At 73.4% G+C, this 20804-nt stretch carries 14 protein-coding genes; 8 read left to right on the forward strand and 6 right to left on the reverse strand.

Features of this window, described 5'->3' with window-relative positions; genetic code table 11:
* Positions 1-203: 203 nt before the first annotated feature.
* A complete protein-coding gene (locus ACFVT2_RS29525) occupies positions 204-1454 on the reverse strand; it encodes an SAV2148 family HEPN domain-containing protein (RefSeq protein WP_390022711.1) in 1251 nt (416 codons plus the stop codon).
* 563 nt (positions 1455-2017) lie between these two features.
* Between ACFVT2_RS29525 and glgX the strand changes: the two genes are divergently transcribed.
* Positions 2018-4285 carry a glycogen debranching protein GlgX gene (gene glgX, locus ACFVT2_RS29530; protein ID WP_390022712.1) on the forward strand — a complete coding sequence of 756 codons (2268 nt, stop codon included), beginning with the start codon at positions 2018-2020 and terminating at the stop codon, positions 4283-4285.
* Positions 4286-4326: 41 nt separating this feature from the next.
* On the opposite strand, the gene ACFVT2_RS29535 is transcribed toward glgX, so the two are convergent.
* Entirely contained in the window at positions 4327-5598 is a 1272-nt protein-coding gene (locus tag ACFVT2_RS29535; protein ID WP_390022713.1) for an MFS transporter, read from the reverse strand.
* A 163-nt stretch (positions 5599-5761) separates the two neighbouring features.
* On the opposite strand from ACFVT2_RS29535, the gene treY reads away from it, so the two are divergent.
* Entirely contained in the window at positions 5762-8326 is a 2565-nt protein-coding gene (gene treY, locus ACFVT2_RS29540; protein WP_390022715.1) for a malto-oligosyltrehalose synthase, read from the forward strand.
* A gap of 186 nt (positions 8327-8512) precedes the next feature.
* Here treY and ACFVT2_RS29545 read toward each other — a convergent pair whose 3' ends face one another.
* The gene (locus ACFVT2_RS29545) at positions 8513-9394 is read right to left on the reverse strand and encodes a LysR family transcriptional regulator (RefSeq protein WP_390022717.1); all 882 of its coding nucleotides are present in this window, start codon (positions 9392-9394) and stop codon (positions 8513-8515) included.
* Between the two features lie 104 nt (positions 9395-9498).
* Between ACFVT2_RS29545 and ACFVT2_RS29550 the strand changes: the two genes are divergently transcribed.
* Positions 9499-10980 carry a dihydrolipoyl dehydrogenase gene (locus ACFVT2_RS29550; protein WP_390022718.1) on the forward strand — a complete coding sequence of 494 codons (1482 nt, stop codon included), beginning with the start codon at positions 9499-9501 and terminating at the stop codon, positions 10978-10980.
* A 113-nt stretch (positions 10981-11093) separates the two neighbouring features.
* Here ACFVT2_RS29550 and ACFVT2_RS29555 read toward each other — a convergent pair whose 3' ends face one another.
* On the reverse strand, positions 11094-11648 hold the full coding sequence (locus ACFVT2_RS29555; protein WP_390022719.1) for an FHA domain-containing protein: 555 nt from the start codon (positions 11646-11648) through the stop codon (positions 11094-11096).
* 158 nt (positions 11649-11806) lie between these two features.
* On the opposite strand from ACFVT2_RS29555, the gene treZ reads away from it, so the two are divergent.
* Positions 11807-13723 carry a malto-oligosyltrehalose trehalohydrolase gene (treZ, locus tag ACFVT2_RS29560; RefSeq protein WP_390022720.1) on the forward strand — a complete coding sequence of 639 codons (1917 nt, stop codon included), beginning with the start codon at positions 11807-11809 and terminating at the stop codon, positions 13721-13723.
* Between the two features lie 169 nt (positions 13724-13892).
* Positions 13893-14525, forward strand: a complete 633-nt coding sequence (locus tag ACFVT2_RS29565) for a M15 family metallopeptidase (RefSeq protein ID WP_390022722.1) — start codon at positions 13893-13895, stop codon at positions 14523-14525.
* A 48-nt stretch (positions 14526-14573) separates the two neighbouring features.
* On the opposite strand, the gene ACFVT2_RS29570 is transcribed toward ACFVT2_RS29565, so the two are convergent.
* On the reverse strand, positions 14574-15107 hold the full coding sequence (locus ACFVT2_RS29570; RefSeq protein ID WP_390022724.1) for a type 1 glutamine amidotransferase domain-containing protein: 534 nt from the start codon (positions 15105-15107) through the stop codon (positions 14574-14576).
* 204 nt (positions 15108-15311) lie between these two features.
* Entirely contained in the window at positions 15312-16802 is a 1491-nt protein-coding gene (locus ACFVT2_RS29575; protein ID WP_390022726.1) for a purine-cytosine permease family protein, read from the reverse strand.
* 158 nt (positions 16803-16960) lie between these two features.
* Here ACFVT2_RS29575 and ACFVT2_RS29580 point away from each other — a divergent pair, with 158 nt between their 5' ends.
* The 3 genes from ACFVT2_RS29580 to ACFVT2_RS29590 all read left to right on the forward strand — a co-directional run bounded on the left by ACFVT2_RS29580 (position 16961) and on the right by ACFVT2_RS29590 (position 20266).
* Positions 16961-18568 carry a PucR family transcriptional regulator gene (locus ACFVT2_RS29580; protein ID WP_390022728.1) on the forward strand — a complete coding sequence of 536 codons (1608 nt, stop codon included), beginning with the start codon at positions 16961-16963 and terminating at the stop codon, positions 18566-18568.
* A gap of 124 nt (positions 18569-18692) precedes the next feature.
* Complete coding sequence (locus tag ACFVT2_RS29585) at positions 18693-19610, forward strand: metallophosphoesterase family protein (RefSeq protein ID WP_390022730.1); 918 nt, start codon at positions 18693-18695, stop codon at positions 19608-19610.
* Entirely contained in the window at positions 19607-20266 is a 660-nt protein-coding gene (locus ACFVT2_RS29590; RefSeq protein ID WP_390022732.1) for a 4'-phosphopantetheinyl transferase, read from the forward strand. The genes ACFVT2_RS29585 and ACFVT2_RS29590 overlap by 4 nt, the downstream gene beginning before the upstream one ends.
* Positions 20267-20804 lie beyond the last annotated feature (538 nt).

The following is a 20804-nucleotide window of genomic DNA, read 5'->3' on the forward strand; positions in this document are numbered from 1 at the left end:
GCCGAAACCTCGCTTCGCCCGGCCCCGCACGCGCGCGGCGCGCACCTGTCCTCGACGCTCCGCCGGCCTCCGGCCGGTCGGACCTCCACGCAGCGCTCACTCATGGGGCCTCCTTCGGTGGTACCTCCCCCGTGGTTCGACCACTCTCCCACGCACCACTGACAACGGGCCGGGCCGCCCGGCGCCCCGCCGCCCGGACCGGCTCAGGAGACCGGCCGCGAGTCCGCCCAGACGCTCTCGAACTCCTCGCGGTAGATCTCGAAGAGCCCGTGGTCGACGTCCCGGCCGTCGCGGGCGTCCTGGCGGACCACCTCGCGGCCGCCGCCGCGCAGCACGAAGACCGGCGACTCCATCCCGCGGCTCTTGCGGAGGTAGGGCTGGACGACGGCTATCCCGTCGGGCCCGTCGCCGTCGACGAGGTAGGCGGTGAAGCGCGGGGTCTCGTCGAAGACCTGGATCTCGAAGGCTCCGGGATCCCGCAGCCGGGCCCGGACCCGCCGCATGTGCAGGATGTTCATCTCGATGGCGCGGCTCATCTCGCCCTTCTTCAGGCCGATTTCGCGCTCCCGGCGGCGGACCGCGCTGCTGGCCGGGTTGAGGAAGAGCAGTCGCACCCGGCAGCCGGACTCGGCGAGCCGGACCAGCCGGCGGCCGGAGTAGTTCTGGACCAGGAGGTTGAGTCCTATGCCCACCGCGTCGAGGCGGCGGGCGCCGCCGAAGAGGTCCTCCGCGGGCAGCTGGCGCTGGAGCCGTACCCGGTCGGGGTGCACCCCGACGACATCGGCGTACCGGTCGCCTACGAGGTCCTCGACGGCGTCGATGGGCAGCCGCCCGGAAATACGGGTGCCGGCCCCGGAACCGAGGATGTCCAGCAGCCGGGCGGAGGCCCGCTCGGCCTGGGCCAGGACGGTCTCGGACAGCGCGCGGTTGCGGGAGACGATGTTGCGGGCGACCTCCAGCTCGTCGAGGACCAGCTCGACCTCGCGCCGGTCGTCCACGTAGGGCTCGAAGCAGGGCCAGTGCTGGACCATCAGCTCGCGGAGCTGCGGGAGCGTCAGGAAGCTGACGATGTTGTCGTCGGCGGGGTCGAGGAGATAGCCCTTGCGGCGGCTGACCTCGCGGACCGCGACCGCGCGCTGGACCCATTCCTGACCGGCCGGTCCGGCCGCCGCGATGACCCATTCGTCGCCGTGCACCGGCTCGTAGATGGGGCGCAGGACGGCGGAGACGACGGCCCGCAGGCGCTGCTCGACGAGATTCAGCCAGATGTAGGCGCGTCCGGCCCGGCGGGCCCGGGTGCGCACCTCGCTCCAGGCGTCGGCCCCCCAGTCCAGTTCCGCACCGATCTCCAGCGGTCGGGCCAGGGACACCGTGCCGGGCGGTGCGTCCACGGAGCCGGCCTCGTGGCCCTCATGACTCTCGTCACCAGGGGGCAACTCCAGCCCGCCGCTCACCTGCCACCGCCTCCCGAACCCCCGTGCCAACGATCAAGGCAGACTACTGCGGCGCGGGGGACGGTGCAGCAGGATGCATCGAGTCGGATGCCAACTCCCCTTGTCCATAGTGCCGGTTGTGACCGGAAAGCGCTGTGGGAGTGAGCGGTTTCATAGCCCTGACGGGGATCGAGATCCCTTTCCGGCCCACGCGATGGAGTGTCCCGACGGCGGGCCGTTGACACCGCTCCGGGAGCTCGATCGCGCACGGGCGCCGCGATTGGCCGGGGCACCGCTGGCGAACTGCACACATGTGAGGTAGTCCGTGGAAGAGACGCCACTTTTGGGGTAGCCGTACCAGTCCCCCGCCCCGCACCCGGCCGTGCGCGCAGGCCGCCGACCCCAGATCAGTGCACAGTAGGACAATCCGACATCGCCGAAGATCGGTCACCGTTCAGCGGAGTTCACACGAAAATCTCCCGCTATCCGGCAGTTTGGATGCGTTGGGAAGGATTCCGATGCGGTCCGCGGACGCGTGTCGTGGAGTCGCCGCCGCCCCGTAGAGAAAGTGGAAGAGTCTACGCATGCAGGTCTGGCCGGGACAGATGTATCCGTTGGGTGCCACCTATGACGGTGCGGGCACCAACTTCGCGGTGTTCTCCGAAGCCGCCACGCGCATCGAACTGTGTCTGCTGCACGACGACGGGTCGGAGACCGCCGTCGAGCTGCGCGAGTCCGACGCCTTCGTACGGCACGCGTATCTGCCGGGGATCATGCCGGGACAGCGCTACGGCTTCCGGGCGCACGGCCCCTACGAGCCCGAACACGGACATCGCTGCAATTCCGCCAAGCTGCTCCTCGACCCGTACGCGCGGGCGATGAGCGGCGTGATCGATTGGGACGAGGCGGTCTACGGCTACCACTTCGGGCGCCCCGAGGTGCGCAACGACCTGGACTCGGCGCCGCACACCATGGCGTCGGTGGTGGTCAACCCGTACTTCGACTGGGGCGACGACCGCCCGCCGCGGACCGCGTACCACGAGACGGTGCTCTACGAGGCGCACGTCAAGGGCCTCACGATGCGCCACCCCGAGCTGCCGGAGGAACTGCGCGGCACCTATGCGGCGCTGGCGCACCCGGCGATCATCGACCACCTGACGAAGCTCGGGATCACCGCCCTGGAGCTGATGCCGGTCCACCAGTTCGTCCAGGACCACCGGCTGGTGGACGCCGGGCTGTCCAACTACTGGGGCTACAACACCATCGGGTTCTTCGCCCCGCACAACGCCTACGCGTCCTGGGGGGACCGCGGGCAGCAGGTGCTGGAATTCAAGACCGCGGTCCGGGCGCTGCACCAGGCGGGCATCGAGGTCATCCTCGACGTCGTCTACAACCACACCGCCGAGGGCAGCCACCTGGGGCCGACGCTGTCCTTCCGGGGGCTGGACAACGCCTCGTACTACCGGCTGTCGGAGGACCGTCGGTACTACATGGACACCACGGGTACCGGGAACTCCCTCCTGATGCGCAGTCCGCACGTGCTCCAGTTGGTGATGGACTCCCTGCGCTACTGGGTGCAGGAGATGCGCGTGGACGGGTTCCGGTTCGACCTGGCGGCGACGCTGGCGCGGCAGTTCCACGAGGTGGACCGGCTGTCGTCGTTCTTCGACCTGGTGCACCAGGATCCGGTGGTCAGCCAGGTGAAGCTGATCGCCGAGCCGTGGGACGTCGGGGAGGGCGGCTACCAGGTGGGGAACTTCCCGCCGCTGTGGACGGAGTGGAACGGGGAGTACCGGGACACCGTTCGGGACCTGTGGCGCGGCGAACCGCGCACCCTGGCGGACTTCGGGTCCCGGCTGGCCGGGTCGTCGGACCTCTACCAGGAGGACGGGCGGCGGCCGCTCGCCTCGGTCAACTTCGTCACCTGCCACGACGGTTTCACCCTGCGCGACCTGGTCTCGTACAACGACAAGCGCAACGAGGACAACGGCGAGGACAACCGGGACGGTGAGCGCTTCAACCGGTCGTGGAACTGCGGGGCCGAGGGGCCGACCGACGACCCCTCGGTGCGGCGGCTGCGGCTGCGGCAGATGCGGAACTTCCTCGCCACGCTCATGTTGTCGCAGGGCGTGCCGATGCTCAGCCACGGCGATGAGTTCGGCCGCAGCCAGCGCGGCAACAACAACGCGTACTGCCAGGACAACGAGCTGACGTGGGTGCGGTGGCCGGAGCGGGGGGACGCGGGCGCCGGCGGGGCGTTCGACGCCGACCGGCCGGACGAGGCGAACGAGGCGAACGAAACAGACGAGGTGAACGAAGCAGACGGGGCCGGCGGGAACGGCGGGGCGGGGTCGGACGCGCCGGAGGTGCCGGCGGCGGCGGAGCGGGCGGACGAGCTGGCACTGCTGGCGTTCGTCCGGCAGATGGTGTGGCTGCGCCGGGACCACCCGGTCTTCCGGCGGCGACGGTTCTTCCAGGGGCACCCGATGGAGGGCACCCATGACGAGCTGTCCGACATCGCCTGGTTCACCGCGGCCGGCACGGAGATGGGGACGCGCGACTGGCAGTCCGTCCACGCCAAGTCGCTGACGGTCTTCCTCAACGGGAGTTCGATCTCCGAACCGGGGCCGCGCGGCGAGCCGATCACCGACGACTCGTTCCTGTTGATGTTCAACGCCCATGACCAGGAGAAGGAGTTCACGGTGCCGGACCACCTGGGGCGGCAGTGGCAGGTCGTGGTGGACACCGACCGGCCTCAGGCGGCGACGGACGGCCGGGGCGCCAAGGTCAAGGGCGGCGACCGGCTGACGCTGGTCGGGCGGAGTCTGCTGGTGCTCCAGCGGCCGGCCTGAGCGGTCCGGTGCGGCCCCGTGGCAGGGCGGGGGCCACGGATTCAGGGGGTCTGGGCGCGGTCCGCCGCGGCCTCCTGCCCGGGCCGGGAGACCCGCACGGGCGCGGTCGGCCGGGAGCCGGCACGGGTGGTGAGGGCGACCACCAGGACCAGCACGGCGGCGCCCACCGCGACCGCGAAGGCCGCGGACGGGCCGTACGCGTCGGCGAGCCGCCCGGAGAAGGCCAGTGCCAGGGCCTGGCCGCCGACCACCGCGCTGGTGAGGAACGCCATCGACTCGGCCAGCCGGGTGGCGGGCACCAGCCGTTCGGTGAGCCCGAACAGGGTGATCAGGTGCGGTGCGAAAGCCACCCCGAGCACCACGACGACCAGATAGAGCGCCCCCATCGACCGGACGAAGAGCAGCGGTACGGACAGCGCGATCAATCCGACGGCGGCCGCCCGCCAGCGGGCCGGCAGGCCGATCCGGGCCGGTACCAGCGCGAGCGAGAGTCCCGCCACCGCGCTCATCACGCCCATCGCCGCGTACACCAGGCCCGCCTGGGCGGGCTGGTGGAGGCGTTCGGTGAGCGCGGTGACACCGGCCTGGCAGGCGCCGAACATGGCGCCCTGGAGGGCCATGGACAGGCGCATGGCGTGGACCGCGCGGGGCATCCGCGTGCGGGCCGGCCGGGCGGTCCGCGGGGCCCGGTCCGCGGCGGGCCGCACGGCCACCGCGCTCGGGTGCAGGGCGAACGCCGAGCCGCAGACCGCCAACAGGACCGCGGCCAGCGCCAGCGCCACCGCCGGGTGCACCAGGGTGGCGGCCAGCCCCACCAGCGCCGGCCCCAGTACGAACGACACCTCGTCCAGGGTGCCTTCGAAGGAGAGCGCGGCGCTCACCAGCCGGTCGTCGGCGCCCGCGCGGTGCGCCAGGGCGACCAGCCGGGTGCGGGCCAGCGGGCCGATCTGCGGCACGCTCGCCCCGGCCAGCAGGCCCAGCAGGGCGAGCGGCGGCGTCGCCGTCCTGGCCAGGGCGGCCGTCACCAGGGCCGCCACGGCCAGTGCGTTGATCCAGCAGGCGACCAGCACCACCGGACGCTGGCCGTGCCGGTCCGCGAGCCGGCCCATCAGCGGGCCGGCGACCGTCTGACCCGCCGCCAGGGCGCCACCCACCAGGCCGGCGGTGGTCAGTGACCCGCTCGTCTCGGCCACCAGCAGCACGCTGCCGAGTTGGCACATGGCGGTCGGCAGCCGCCCCAGGAAGGACACGACCGGCAGCAGCGGCCCACTCAGGGCGAGCACCCGGCGATAGGTGGTAGTGGCAGCGGTCATCACAAGAAGCTATCCGCCACACCGGCACGATCCGTACGGGCAGTACGCACGAAGGCAGAGCGCCGACCGGTCCGACGGTTCGGAGGAAGACACGACGGGTGGGACGGCCGGGATGACGCAACCCGATGACAGAACGGGCCGCCGGCGGGGTACGGGTGTTCCCATGACGCAGCCTTCACGTCCGTCGCCGACCGCCACCTACCGGCTGCAACTCCAGCCGGACTTCCCGTTCGCCGCCGCCGAGCGGGCGGTCCCGTACCTCGCCGCACTCGGGGTGTCCCATCTCCACCTCTCGCCCGTACTGGAGGCGGTGCCGGGATCCACCCACGGGTACGACGTGACCGGCCACACGGCGGTGCGGGCCGAACTGGGCGGCGAGGAGGGGCTGCGGGCGCTGGCGGCGACGGCTCGGGGGCACGGTCTCGGGCTGGTCGTCGACATCGTGCCCAACCACATGGCGGTGCCCGCGCCGCTGTCGCTCAACGGGCCGCTGTGGGAGGTGCTGCGCGACGGCCCGGCATCGCCGTACGCGCGCTGGTTCGACATCGACTGGGACGGCGGGCACGGCGGGCGGCTGCTGCTGCCCGTACTGGAGGGGCGGATCGGGGACGAGCTGTACCGGTTCCGAGTCGAGGGACGGGTGCTGCACTACGGGGAGCAGGTCTTCCCCTTGCGTCCCGGTACGGAGCGGCTGCCGCTGGAGCGCCTCCTGGAGGCGCAGTGGTACCGCCTCTCCTGGTGGCGGCTGGCCCGCACCGAGCTCAACTACCGGCGCTTCTTCACCATTTCGGAGCTGATCGGGATCCGCGCCGAGGACCCCGAGGTGTTCGACGCCACGCACGGGACGGTGCTGCGGCTGGTCCGGGAGGGGGTCGTCGACGGGCTGCGGATCGATCATCCGGACGGGCTGGTGGATCCGGGTGGCTATCTGGCGCGGCTGCGGGCCGGCAGCAAGGGCTGCTGGACGGTGGTGGAGAAGATCCTGACCGGTGCGGAGCGGCTGCCGGACGGCTGGGCTTGCGCGGGCACCACGGGCTATGACGCGCTCCGCCACATCGACGGGCTGTTCGTCTGCCCGCAGGGCGCCGGGCGACTGTTCTCGCACTACCGCGACTTCGTCACCCCGCTGGCCGACGAGGGCGGCGACTGGGAGGAGACGGTGCGGCGGGCCGCCTACGAGGTCGTCGAGCACGACCTGGCGGCGGAGGTGGAGCGGCTGGTGCGTACCGCGGCCCGGATCGCCGAGCGGGTGCCCCGGCCGGGCGACCACGCGCCGTGGGCGCTGCGGCAGGCGGTCCGGGAACTCCTGGTGCGGCTGCCGGTCTACCGGCCGTACGCCGGCGACGGCACGGACGCCGCGCGGGCGGCGGCGGACGCGGTGATGCTGGGCGGCGCGGCGGAGCGGGCCCGGGCCACGTTCCGGGTGCCGGAGGAGGCCGGGGCGGTGGATCTGGTCCACGACCTGGCGCTGGGGCGGTTCACGTATGGCGGGGACGGTGCGGGCGGCGGGGAGGGCCCACCGGACTTCGACGCCGTGGACCTCGATGTCGTGGACATCGGCGCCGTGGGCCCCGATGCCATGGACCCCGATGTCGCGGGCTTCGCGGCGCGGTTCGCCCAGACCGCGTCCGCGCTGCACGCCAAGTCCGTGGAGGACACCGCCTTCTACCGCTATCCGGTGCTGCTGTCGGCGTGCGAGGTCGGGGGCGATCCCGGGGAACCCGCGCTGGAGCCCGGGACGTTCCACGAGTACTGCGCGCGGATGCAGCGGGACTGGCCGGAGAGCGGCACGGTGCTCTCCACGCACGACACCAAGCGCAGTGCCGACGTGCGGGCGCGGATCGCGGTGCTGTCGGAGTGCCCGGACCGGTGGCGGGACGTGCTGAGCGTGGTGACCGACGGGAGGGAGGTCGCGGACGGCGCGGTTCCGGTGGATCCGATGGTGGCGTGGACGGCCTGGCAGACCGCGTTCGGGCTGGGTGCGTCCGCCACCGGCGGCCCGACGGAGACGGGGGCACCCCCACCCGACGAGAGCTGGGAGAGGCTGACGCCCGCGGTCCTCAAGGCCGTGCGGGAGGCCGGGCTGCGCACCTCCTGGACGGAGCCGGACGCGGTGTACGAGGAGGCGGTGGCGGAGTTCGTCCGTAGTGGGCCGGGCGGTCCGGCGGCCGGTCAACTGGCCGCGCTGGAAACGGAACTGGCCCCCTTCGTCCGGGCGAACGCCCTCGGCGCGACGCTGCTGCACCTGACCGTGCCCGGCGTCCCCGACCTCTACCAGGGCACCGAGCAGGAGTACGCGGCGCTGGTCGATCCGGACAACCGGCGGCCCCCGCGGTTCGCTCCGGAGCTGCTCGCGGAGCTGGACCGCGGCACCGCGCCGACCGGTCCGTCCGCCGAGAAGCTGCGGCTGACGGCCGCCGCGCTGCGGCTGCGGCGGGCGCACCCGGAGTGGTTCGGCGCCGCCGCGTCGTACGAGCCGCTGGCCGCGGCGGGCCCGGCGGCCGAGCACTGTGTGGCGTTCGTCCGTGCGGGGCGGGTGGTGACCGCGGTGACCAGGCTGTCGCTGCGGCTACGGGAGACCGGCGGCTGGTGGGACACCGTGCTGCGGCTGCCCACGGGGGGCGAGTGGCGGGAGGTACTGACCGGCCGCACGCTGGCGGGCGGTACCGCGGTGGGGGTGGACGGCCTGCTGGCGGAGTGGCCGGTGGCACTGCTCGTACAGGAGTAGCCGCGGGGCGGCGGGTGGAGCACCCTGGCCGGCGCGCGGACGGTGCGCCGTAGTGGCGGTGCGCCGTACTGGGCGTGTGCCGTACTGACGGTGCGCCCTACTGATGGCGCGCCCCACCGCCCGTGCGCCGTACTGGCAGTGCGCCCTGCTGATGGCGCACCATGCCGACGGTGCGCTGACGGTGCGTCAGGCGTCGTTGGCGGCTCCCCACTCCCGTAGCAGTGCGGTGAACTCCGCGGCCGCGCCGGTCAGTTCGACCCGTGAGAAGACCGTGATGTCGCGGCGCCACGGCGGGTCGGTGGGTATCCGGGCGCAGTCGAGGCCGGTGAGTTCGTGGGCGGCGGTGAGCAGTACGCCGACGCCGGCCGACGCCATCCGTACGGCCGTCGAGGTGTGCTGGGTGCGGACGGCGGTGCGCGGGGTGAAGCCCGCCCGTTCGCACTCCACGTCCAGCCAGCGGCGGCCGGCCAGCACCGGCTCCAGGCTGCACCGCACCCAGGGCCGGTCCGCCAGGTCCGCCAACCGCACCGACTCCCGGCCGGCGAGCGGATCGCCGTGCGGCACGACCAGGACCATCCGCTCCCGGCCGACGACGGTGACCGGCCCCGACCAGTCCTCCGGGCGCGGCCCCAGCGCCATGTCGGCCACCCCGCGCGCCATGTGGTCACCCAGTTCGTCGGTGGTGGCGTACTCGTGGAGCACCAGGCGGACCCCGGGGTGCAGCCGGGCCCAACGGGCGCAGACGGCGGGGAGCACCCCTATGGCCTGGGCGTGCACGGTCGCGATGTGGAGTTCGCCGCTCTGGGACCCGCCGGCCGCCAGGGCCGCGCGGCGGGCCTGGTGGGCGCTACGGACGGCGAGTTCGGCGTGCGGGTAGTAGGCCCGCCCCCTCGGGGTCAGCCGCACGCCACGGGTCATCCGCTCCAACAGCGGGCCGCCGACCTCCCGTTCCAGTGCCTTGATCTGGTGGGAGAGGGCGGACTGGCTGACGTGCAGCCCCTCCGCGGCCCGGGTGAAGGACTGTTCCTCGACCACCGCCACCAGGTATTCCATCTGCCGCAGACTCATCCGCCGTCCCCCACATCCCCCGTGCCCCGCCATGCACGTAGCTCATGGTTCCCATAGAAACATTGCCTTGGACTCATGGCCGCAGGCGGGCGGAGGCTGGGGCCATGAACACGCACTCGATCACGGACCGGCCCGATGAGCCGGATGTCGTCGTCATCGGCGCTGGGACCGGCGGCTACAGCACCGCACTCCGGGCCGCCGCCCTCGGGCTGCGGGTGGTGCTCGCCGAGCGCGACCTGGTCGGCGGCACCTGCCTGCACCGCGGCTGCATCCCCAGCAAGGCGATGCTGCACGCCGCGGAGCTGGTCGACGGCATCGCGGAGGCGAGCGCGCGCTGGGGCGTCAAGGCCACCGTGGACGCGGTGGACTGGGGCGCGCTGACCGCCACCCGGGACGACATCGTGGCCCGCAACCACCAGGGCGTGACCGGCACCTTGGCGCACGCCGGGGTGCGGGTGGTACACGGCTCGGCGCGGCTGACCGGGCCGCGTTCGGTGGTCGTCGACGGACCGGACGGCGGTACGTTCACCGCCCGGCGCGGGATCGTGCTGGCGACCGGCTCCCGGCCCCGGATGCTGCCGGGCCTGGCGGCAGACGGGCTGGGGGCGCCTCCCGGCGGTACCGGGGGGAGGGTGGTGACCAGCGACGACGCGCTGTTCGCGGCCGGCCTGCCGGCGTCGGTGCTGGTCCTGGGCGGTGGTGCGATCGGCGTCGAGTACGCCTCCTTCCACCGCTCGATGGGCGCCGAGGTCACCCTCGTCGAGGCGGCGGACCGACTGCTGCCCCTGGAGGACGAGGACGTCGGCCGGCATCTCGTCCGCGGGCTGAAGCGGCGCGGGATCACCGTCCGTACGGGCGCGACGCTGACCGGCACCGAGCTGCTGCCGGACGGTGTGCGGGCCACCGTCCGCACGCCCAAGGGCGAGGAGGTGGTGGTCGAGGCCGAGCGGCTGCTGGTCGCGGTCGGGCGGGTACCGGTGACCGACGGGCTCGGGCTGGCGGCGGCCGGACTGTCGGTGGACGAGCGGGGGTTCGTGCCGCCGGCGGACTGGTCGCGGCTGGAGACCGCGGTGCCGGGCATCCACGTGGTCGGCGACCTGCTGCCGCCGCCGTCGCTCGGGCTGGCGCACGCCTCGTTCGCCGAGGGGCTGTTGGTCGCCGAGACGCTGGCCGGGGTGCCGTCCCGTCCGGTGGACTACGCGACGGTGCCGCGCGTGACGTACTCCAGTCCGCAGACCGCCTCGGTCGGGCTGAGCGAGGCCGCGGCGCGCGCCCGGGGGCTGGCGGTCAAGGTGAACACGATGCCGCTGACGGCCACCGCGAAGGGCATGGTCCACGGGCAGGGCGGCATGGTGAAGGTGATCGCGGCGGCGGACGGCGCGGGCGGTGAGGCCACCGGCGCGGTGCTGGGCGTCCATCTGGTGGGGCCGCACGTCTCGGAGATGATCGCGGAGAGCCAGCTGATCGTGGCGTGGGACGCCGAACCGTCCGATGTCGCCCAGCAGGTGCACGCCCATCCGACGCTGTCGGAGGCGGTCGGCGAGGCGTTCCTGACGCTGGCGGGGCGGGGACTGCACCAGCACTGACCGCATCCGCATCCGCATCCGCACCCGCACCCGCACCCGCACCCGCACCCGCACCCGCACCCAGGCTGGGCCGTCCGGCCCCGGCCATTTCCCCCCGGCCCCGGCCCCGCTCGTCAGCGCTCGCTGGGTGCCCGGCGCTCCGTCAGGACGTAGTCCACCTGACCGAACCTGATGTGGTCGCCGGGACCGACCGCGATCTCGCCCACCAGCCGGCGGCCGTTGACGCAGGTGCCGTTGGTGGAGCCGAGGTCGCGCAGCATCCAGCCGGTGCCCTCGCTGCGCAGCTCGGCGTGGTGCCGGGAGACCGTCTCGTGGTTGAGTCGCAGGCCGACACCCGGGGCCCGCCCTATCGACAGCGGGAACGGTCCGGGCTCCGGCAGCAGCAACTTCGGCAACCGCTCCGTGCGCCAGGCCCTGCGCAGCCGGATGTGGAACGCCGACACCCGGCCGACCACCCGCAGCAACAGCCCCTGGACCTTGCCGTGCCGCTCCAGATCGGCGGTGGCCAGGGCGAGTTCGGAGTGCTGCTGGGCGGTCAGGACGAGTTCCAGCCGACGCAGGAAGGTGTCCTGGGACAGCCGTCCCTCCGCCGCGCCCTCGCGCAGCAGCTCAAGTGCGCGTTCCCGATCGGCGTCCGAAGGCCGCGCGGGGAACTGGAGCGAAGTCATGGCGTAATTCTCCGGCCTGCGGTGAGTCGGTGTCCAGGCGATGTCGGTGCCCCGCCGCACCGCGTCCTTCCGTCCGGGGCGGCGGCGTGCTTTCGTCGTCGGGGACCGGGCCGGCGGGTGCCGAGGCGGCCGGGCCGGGGCGACGAAGGAGGACAACCGTGCTGTTCGAGGTATGGGCGCCGGACGCCGGGCGGGTCGCCCTCCACTGGGCCGGCGACCGGTCCGGCCGGCCACCGGTAGCACTGGAGCGCGACCCCGGCTGCCCCGGCTGGTGGCGCGCGGACGCACCGGCCGGCGACGGCGACCGCTACGCCTTCCGGCTCGACGGCGGCCCGCCGCGGCCCGATCCGCGCGCCGCCCGGCTGCCGGACGGCCCCGGCGGGCCCGGCGCGGTCGTCGAGCACGCCCGGTTCGCCTGGCGGCACCCGTGGCCCGGCCGCCCGCTGCCCGGCGCGGTCCTCTACGAACTGCACATCGGGACGTACACCCCCGAAGGCACCTTCGACGCCGCCGCGGACCGCCTGCACCACCTCGCCGACCTCGGCATCACCCACGTCTCCCTGATGCCGGTCTGCCCGTTCCCCGGGACCCACGGGTGGGGGTACGACGGGGTCGCGCCCTGGGCGGTGCACGAACCGTACGGCGGGCCCGACGGGCTGAAGCGGTTCGTGGACGCCGCGCACGGCCACGGCCTCGGGGTGGTCCTCGACGTGGTCCACAACCACCTCGGCCCGTCCGGCAACCACCTCCCGGAGTTCGGCCCGTACTTCACCGACGCCCACCACACGCCCTGGGGAGCGGCGGTCAACCTCGACGCCCCCGGTTCCGACGACGTCCGCCGCTATCTCATCGGGAGCGCGCTCGGCTGGCTGCGCGACTACCGCATCGACGGACTGCGACTGGACGCCGTGCACGCCCTGCACGACGACCGCGCCCAGCACTTCCTCGCCGAACTGTCCGCCGCCGTGGACGCCCTCGCCGTCCAACTGCGCCGCCCGCTGTTCCTGATCGCCGAGTCCGACCGCAACGACCCGCGCACCACCGCACCGCGGGCGACCGGCGGCCTCGGGCTGCACGCCCAGTGGAACGACGACTTCCACCACGCCCTGCACACCGCACTGACCGGTGAATCCCACGGCTACTACGCCGACTTCGCCCGCGCGCCGCTCGCCGCCCTCGCCAAGACCCTCACCGGCGGCTTCTTCCACGACGGCGGCTACTCCAGCTTCCGCGGCCGCAGCCACGGCGCACCGCTCGACCTACGGGCGACCCCGCCGCACCGGCTGCTCGCCTACGCCCAGACCCACGACCAGATCGGCAACCGCGCCCACGGCGACCGGCTCACCGCCGCACTCTCCCCCGGCCTGCTCGCCTGCTCCGCCGCGCTGGTGCTGTGCTCCCCCTTCACCCCGATGCTCTTCATGGGCGAGGAGTGGGGCGCGCGTACTCCGTGGCAGTACTTCACCGACCACCCGGATCCGGAGCTGGCGGAGGCCGTACGGGCCGGCCGGCGGCGCGAGTTCGCCGCGCAGGAGGGCGGCACGGCGCAGCGGGACGGCCTCGGCTCCGACTGGCCGGACCCACAGGATCCGGCCACCCGCGACCGCTGCGTGCTGGACTGGGCCGAACCGTCCGCCGCGCCGCACGCCGCCCTGCTGTCCTGGTACCGCACCCTCCTCGCGCTCCGCCGCACCCACCCCGCACTGACCGACCCCGACCCGTCCCGCCCCCATGTCACCCACGTCACCCACGTCACCCACGTCACCCACGACGAGGACGCCCGCTGGCTCCTGCTCCGCCGCGGCCCCGTACACCTGGCCGTCAACCTCGCCCCGAGCGGCACAGCCACCATCCCGCTCACCCCACCCGGGGCGACGGACTCCCCGGCGGACCTCCTGAGGGACCCCCCGAGGGACTTCCGGGCGGTGGCCGGCTGGCCGCACCCGCTGCTCCCGGAGGACGACGGGGTGCTGCGCCTGCCGGCGGAGTCCGTGGCGGTGGTTGTCGGGGTGGGGGACGGAGCGGGAGACGGGGCGGGGAGGGGAGAAGGGGGCGGGGTCGGGGTTGTCCCCTAGGGGGTGGGCGGGCCCCCTGCGGGCCACAACGCGGGTGCGGGAAAAGGAATTCCGCAAGGAATTCCGTAGCGACGCGCCGGCGCTCCTCACCGGTGGTCCTCACAGATGGTCCTCACAGATGGTCACTTCCACATGGATGAGGGATGAAGAGGGATGAGGGATACGGCCCATGATCGTCCTGAGCGATCCGCGGGTGGCGGGCGTGCCGGTGCGGGAGTGCGGTGAGCCGCTCGCCGAGGTGGCGACGCTCCCGTCGGTGACCCTGGACCCGAGGGAGCGGGATGCGGCCGGGGCGTACGGGCGGGCGCGGACCGGCGTGTGCGAGCGGCTGCGCGCGGCGGCCGCGGAGCTACCGGCGGGCGTCGGGTTCCTGGTGATCGAGGGGCACCGCAGCAGCGCCGAACAGGCCCGGCGGTTCGCCCGGTACGAGGACCGCCTGCGCGCCGCGGGCCACACCGACCCCACGGAGATCCGGCGCCGGGCCGCCGCGTTCGTCTCCCCGGTCGAGGTGGCCCCGCACTGCGCGGGTGCCGCCCTGGACGTGACGCTGGTGGACGCCCGGGGCGTCGAACTGGACATGGGCGGTGCGGTGAACGGCCACCGCACGGGGGACGAGGAACGCTGCCCGCTCGACGCCCCGGGGCTGTCGGCCCCGGCACGCCACCACCGCGCTCTCCTGGCCCGGGCCCTGAGCGGCGCGGGGTTCGTGAACTACCCCAGCGAGTGGTGGCACTGGTCGTACGGCGACCCCTACTGGGCCCTGCTCACCGGGGCCCGGGCCGCCGTCTACGGACCGGTCTGAGGGGCGGCGGCACGGCCGTCGTGACCCGAGGACGTGCCGCACCGCGGTTCAGCGTGCGAACTCCTCGACCAGCGCCTTGCAGAAGGCGGGCAGGTCGGCGGGTCTGCGGCTGGTGACGAGGGTGTTGGCGGCCTGGGTGCACACGACGACCTGTTTGTCGACCCAGGTGCCGCCGGCGTTGCGGATGTCGGTCCGCAGGCTGGGCCAGGACGTGAGGGTGCGGCCCCGGACCACGTCGGCCTCGATCAGGGTCCAGGGGGCGTGGCAGATGGCCGCGACCGGTTTGCCGGTCTCGAAGAAGGCCGCGATGAGGGAGATCGCCCCCTTGTCCAGGCGGAGGGCGTCGGGGTTGGCCACCCCGCCGGGGAGGACCAGGGCGTCGAAGTCCGCGACGGACGCCGCGTCCACGGTCAGGTCGACGGGGAAGGTGTCGGCCTTGTCGAGGTGGTGGAACGCCTGGATCCGACCCGACCTGGTGGAGATCAGCGTGGGCGTGCCGCCCGCGGCGGTGACCGCCTGCCAGGGTTCGGTCAGCTCGGCCTGTTCGGTGCCCGCGGGGGCCACCAGAAACGCCACCTGCATGGTGCGCTCACTTCCCTTCGTCCGGGCGGCCCAGTGGCCCGAGGGCCGGACGACCCGAGGGGCCGGGCGACTCGAAGGCCGGATGGCCGGAAAACGCCGATCGGTCGGCAGGACGTATCCCTACCGACCGACCATAGCGGGACGAACGGGTCAGCTCATCCGCTGGTGCGCGGCGGCCCCGGGCGGCCCGTGCCGCCCTGCGCGTCAGCCGTGCGAGGCCGCGGCGGCCGCCGCCCCGTCCTCCTCGGTTCCCTCCAGCTCGCGCTCGCTCTCGGCGACCGCCGCCGCCTCCGCCGCCTGGTCGAGGCTGCGGGTGAGCAGGTAGTACAGGCCGCCGCCGACCAGCAGGCCGGGCACGAAGGAGAGGTCCGCGCCGCCCAGCGCCTTGGTGATCGGGCCGGTGTAGAAGGAGGTGGAGAAGAACGGGACCATCGCGACGAAGCCCGCGACGTAGGCGGTGATACCGCGCCAGGACCAGCGCCCGTAGATGCCGGCCGGGTTGAAGATCGCGGTGACCGCGTAGTGGCCGCGCCGGACCCAGTAGAAGTCGACCAGGTTGACCGCCGTCCACGGGATCAGGAAGTAGAGCATCATCAGGACGAAGGTGTTGAAGCTCTCCAGGTAGTTCTCCGGGAGCAGCATCGCCACGGTGAAGACGATCAGGCCGATGGCCACGATGCCGGCGATCCGGATCCGGACGGTCGGCTTGACCGTGCGGAAGGCGTCGATCGCGCTGGTGGTGGTGAGCATCGCGCCGTACGCGTTGACGGCCATGATGCCGACCAGGGCGACGGACGAGACGACCACCGCGAAGGTGCCGAAACCGGGGACGATCGCGTTGCCGACCTGCCGGATGCCGCTGATCGCGTCCGGGTGCGGCAGGGCCGAGGCGAGCAGGGCACCCAGCGACATCAGCCAGGCGGCGGAGCCGGCCGCGCCCGCGTAGGTCCACCAGATGACCTTGCGCGCGGAGACGTCGCGGGGCAGGTAGCGGGAGTAGTCCGAGACGTAGACGGCGTAGCTGATCTGGTAGCCGGCCGCGGCGGAGAAGACCACCAGGAACGACGTCCAGGAGCCGTGCGCGGCGTGCCCGGCGGCGGCCGCGGAGTGCGGGTCGAGCTGGACCAGCGCACCGACGGTCAGCACGCCGAAGACCACGATCAGCACGTAGGTGAGCCAGCGTTGGACCAGGTGCAGCAGGTCGTGGCCGACCACGGCGAGCACGATGGCGACGCCGATGATCAGCACGTACCAGAGGGTGGTGCCGCCGGGGAAGACGGTCCGCAGGCCCTGGGCGGCCAGGACCACGTTGAAGACGTTGAACCCGACGTAGACGAAGACCACGGCGGCGAACGGGACGATCGCGCCGCGGATGCCGAACTGGGCCCGCGACTGGATCATCTGCGGCAGGCCCATCCGGGGGCCCTGGTTGGCGTGGAAGGCCATGAAGAAGGTGCCGAAGCAGGCGCCGAGGATGACGGCGGCCACGGAGGCGGGCAGGCTCAGGCCGAGGGCCGGGCCGAGGAAGCCGGTGACCATCGTGGTGAGCACGAAGTTGCCGGTGAACCAGAACGGACCCTGGTGCCACACCTTCCCGTGCCGTTCGCGGACGGGTACGTAGTCGATGGAGCGGACCTCGATCATGCGGGAGCCTCGCCCCTCGCTCGTGCCTTCCATGGGTGCCGTGGGATCCATGGGTTACTCCTCGGGCGTGGCGACAGGGTGTGCGGGTGGTGCCGCGGGCAGCCGGTGGGGAACTGCGGATTCCGCGGTGGTGTGAACCTAGGCGCCCGCTCGCCGGGACTCGATCGCCCGATCGTCGATTCAATAGATATGTGGTGGACACTATGTCTATGCCGCTGCGTATCTCGGACCTGCTGGCCCAGCCCGGCCTCCATCTGGCCCTCACCTACGACGTACCGCAGGAGCTACTGTCCCGCACCATCGAGGCGGCGACCGTCTCCGACCTCCTGCACCCGGGGAAGTGGCTACAGGGCGGCGAGCTGCTGATGACCATCGGGCTGCTGCTGCCGATGGAGCCGGCGGACTGCCGCGCCTACGTCCGGGACGTGGCCGAGGGCGGCGCGGCCTGCCTGGCGCTCGGGCTGGGGCAGGGGCTGCCGTACGAGGAAGCGCCGGAACCGCTGGTCACGGCGGCGCAGGAGGCGGGGCTGCCGCTGCTGACGGTGCCGGACGAGGTCCCGTTCATCGCGGTCACCAAGGCGGTCTTCGACGCCCGGGCCACCGAGCAGCGGGAGGTGCTGCACCGGGCCTTCGCCACCCAGCGGCGGCTGACCGCGGCCGCGGCGACCAGCGACGGGCTGCAACCGATGCTGGCGGAGTGGACGGCGGCCACCGGGGTCGGCGCCACGGTCCTCGACCCGGTGGGGCGGCAGCTGGCGGCCGCCGAGCAGGAGCCCCGGACCCCGCTCGCACACGCCCGCGACCTGGTCGAACGGGTCGCCGCGCGGGGGCTGCGCGGCAGTGCCACCAGCACCGCCGGCGGCCAGCAGCTGGAGGTGCAGCCGCTCGGCGCCCGCCGGCTGCGCGGGCTGCTGCTGCTCACCGGCCGGCCTGACGACGCCGCCCGGTCCGTCGTCCCCGGACTGATCTCGCTGCTCTCCCTGGAGCTGGAGCGACGCCACCTGCGGGACGAGCCGGAGCGCCGGCGGCGGTCGGCGCTCCTGTCCGAGCTGCTGGCGGACGAGGACCTGGCGGCGGACCGGGCCAGGGACATGCTGGCGTCGGTGGGACTGTCCGCGGAGCGGGTGCGGGCGGTCGTCGTGGAGGCGGCGCCCGTCACCGGGCCGCGGACCGCCGGCGGCGCACCCGCACGGGCCGGGCTGTCGGAGGGCGCGGCCCAGGAGATGGCGGCCGATCTGGCGCTGGCGATGCCCGGCGGGCTGGTGAGGGTGACCGGCGGGCCGGGGTCCGCGCCGGGGCCGGTGATCGAGGCGGTGGTGGGCGAGGAGTTGGACATCCACGCGGTGCTCGGCCGGTTCGCACCGCACTGTCCGGCGGGCATCGGTCCGGCCACCGCGCCGGAGGCGGTCCGGGTGTCGCTGCGGCAGGCGACCGGGCTGCTGGCGGTCAGCCGGACCAGCGGGGCGCCCGCGGAGGCCCGGCAGAGCGAGGCCGCCCGGCTGTTGCTGGACCTGGGCGACCGGCGGACGCTGCACGGCTACGCCGATACCGTGCTCGGCCCGCTGGACCTGGCCGACAACGGCGAGGAGCTGATCGCCACCCTCGCCGCCTGGCTGGAGACCGGCGGTGCCTGGGACGCCACCAGCCGCCGGCTCGGCGTCCACCGGCACACCGTACGCAACCGCCTGGACAAGGCGATGGACCTCACCGGGCGCCACCTCGACGACCCCGACGACCGTTTCGACCTGTGGCTGGCCACCCGCATCCGGCGCGGTGGCGCCCCCTCCCCCGGCGCCCCCTCCCCCGGCGCCCGCTGACGGCCGCGCACGCCGGGGCGCCGCCGGCTCGCGGTCCCCCGGCCGGGTCGGGGAGGCCCGCGGCACACCCCCTGGATTCCAGGAGGCGCTTCACTCTCCCCTCCGCACCGTCTTTACTGCTGAGGTGACATATGAGATCCGCACCTTCGCCCCCGGCGCCGAGCATGCCACGGCCGCGCCGGCCCCCGCCTCGCGCGAGGGCCGACTAGTGGCCGTCAGTGATCTGCACGTCCGGTACGACGAGAACCGCGACATCGTCGAGCGGTTAAGACCGGAGTCCGACGACGACTGGCTGCTGGTGGCCGGGGACGTCGGGGAGTACGTCGAGGACATCCGCTGGGCGCTCGGCCGACTCAGCGAACGGTTCGCCAAGGTGGTGTGGGTGCCCGGCAACCACGAACTGTGGACCCCCGCCAAGGATCCGGTACAGCTGCGCGGCGTGGCCCGTTACGAGCATCTGGTCGAGATCTGCCGGGAGTTGGGGGTGGTCACCCCCGAGGACCCCTATCCCGTCTGGGAGGGCGCGGGCGGCCCGGTCGCCCTCGCGCCGCTCTTCGTCCTCTACGACTACTCCTTCCGGATGCCCGGCATGGGAACCAAGGAACAGGCCCTGGCGCTCGCCGAGAAGGCGGGGGTCGTCTGCACCGACGAATACTTCCTGCACCCCGACCCCTACCCGACCCGCGAGGCGTGGTGCCGGGCCCGGGTGGCGGAGACCGAGGCCCGGCTCGCGGCCCTCCCGGCGGACCTGCCGACGGTCCTGATCAACCACTGGCCACTGGTCCGCGAGCCCACCAGACCCCTGTGGTACCCGGAGTTCGCGCTGTGGTGCGGGACGGAGGCCACCGCCGACTGGCCCCGCCGGTTCCGCGCCACCACGGTGGTCTACGGGCACCTGCACATCCCGCGGCTGCTCCTGTGGGACGGAGTTCCCCACCAGGAGGTGTCGCTCGGTTACCCTCGCGAATGGCGGCGTCGCTCCGGCTCCCCCGGCCGCCCGGTCCAGATCCTGCCCGTCGCCACCACCGGAGTGCCCGCGTGATCGAGAAGCTGCTGCCCGCGCCGATAGCGACCGCCGAGTCCTTCCACGACGACCCGCTCTCGGAGATGTATCCGGAGGAGTTCGCGCTGGTGGCCGAGGCGGTGCCGCACCGGCAACGGGAATTCGGCACGGTCCGCAACTGCGCCCGCCGAGCCCTGACCGCCTTCGGGATCGCCCCCGCACCGGTGCTGCCCGGGGCCGGCCGCGCCCCGATCTGGCCGACCGGCATCGTCGGCGCGATGACCCACTGCACCGGCTACCGCGGCGCCGCCGTGGCCCGGGCGACGGACCTCCGCTCCGTGGGCGTCGACGCGGAGCCGCACGCGCCCATCGAGGACTCCGGCGTCCTGGACCTCGTGACGCTCCCCGACGAGCGGACGCAGATCTCCCGCCTCGCCGCGCACCAGCCGGAGATCTGCTGGGACCGTCTGATCTTCAGCGCCAAGGAGAGCGTCTACAAGGCGTGGTACCCGCTCACCGGCCGTTGGCTGGGCTTCGAGGAGGCCCACCTCACCCTCGACCCGACCGACGCCACGTTCACCGCCCGGTTGCTGGTGCCCGGCCCGGTGGTGGACGGCCGGCGCCTCACCGAGTTCAGCGGCGGGTGGCTGATCGGGGCGGGGCTGGTGATGACGGCGGTGACGGTGCCCGCCTGACGGCCCGTCACCCGTTCGTCCCGCGCGGGGGCACCCGCTGGTGCCCCCGCCGGCCGGGTCGCCCCGGCCTCCGGGTCCGACGCTAGGGTGGAAGCGCCGCGGAGGCTGTGCAGCCAGCAGGAGGTGACAGGTGGGGCCATCCGATCCCCCGGTGATACGCGTGCCGGTCGGGGAAGGCTCCGATCGTTGGGTCAGCCGGGCGACGTCTCGTCGCGTTCTGCTCGTGGTGCACAACGTCACCTCCGCCGGGCGCCTGCTGGACGTACTGCCGCTGTTCCACGATGACTTCCGGGTGCAACTGCTGGTCACCTCGACGGAATCGTCCGCGTTCCACGGCGGGATCCGCGAGCTGTTCGCCGAGTTGGGCCTGCCGGTGGTGCCCTGGGAGCAGGCGCTGCGGACACCCGTGGACCTCGCCGTATCCGCCAGTTTCGGCGGTCAACTGCACGCGATCCGCGGCAAATTGACTGTTTTGTCGCACGGTGTTGGATACACTAAAAAGCTGGCCAAGCCGGGAGCCGGGAGCCGGGAGCCGGGA

The sequence above is a fragment of the Streptomyces sp. NPDC058000 genome (assembly GCF_042886435.1).
Taxonomy (GTDB): domain Bacteria; phylum Actinomycetota; class Actinomycetes; order Streptomycetales; family Streptomycetaceae; genus Streptomyces.

Coding starts and splice junctions, on each gene's coding strand:
- ACFVT2_RS29535 (WP_390022713.1), bottom strand. CDS start 5,598: ATGACCGCTGCCACTACCACCTATCGCCGGGTGCTCGCCCTGAGTGGG.
- ACFVT2_RS29550 (WP_390022718.1), top strand. CDS start 9,499: ATGAACACGCACTCGATCACGGACCGGCCCGATGAGCCGGATGTCGTC.
- ACFVT2_RS29580 (WP_390022728.1), top strand. CDS start 16,961: ATGCCGCTGCGTATCTCGGACCTGCTGGCCCAGCCCGGCCTCCATCTG.
- ACFVT2_RS29545 (WP_390022717.1), bottom strand. CDS start 9,394: ATGAGTCTGCGGCAGATGGAATACCTGGTGGCGGTGGTCGAGGAACAG.
- ACFVT2_RS29555 (WP_390022719.1), bottom strand. CDS start 11,648: ATGACTTCGCTCCAGTTCCCCGCGCGGCCTTCGGACGCCGATCGGGAA.
- glgX (WP_390022712.1), top strand. CDS start 2,018: ATGCAGGTCTGGCCGGGACAGATGTATCCGTTGGGTGCCACCTATGAC.
- ACFVT2_RS29565 (WP_390022722.1), top strand. CDS start 13,893: ATGATCGTCCTGAGCGATCCGCGGGTGGCGGGCGTGCCGGTGCGGGAG.
- treY (WP_390022715.1), top strand. CDS start 5,762: ATGACGCAGCCTTCACGTCCGTCGCCGACCGCCACCTACCGGCTGCAA.
- ACFVT2_RS29570 (WP_390022724.1), bottom strand. CDS start 15,107: ATGCAGGTGGCGTTTCTGGTGGCCCCCGCGGGCACCGAACAGGCCGAG.
- ACFVT2_RS29575 (WP_390022726.1), bottom strand. CDS start 16,802: ATGGATCCCACGGCACCCATGGAAGGCACGAGCGAGGGGCGAGGCTCC.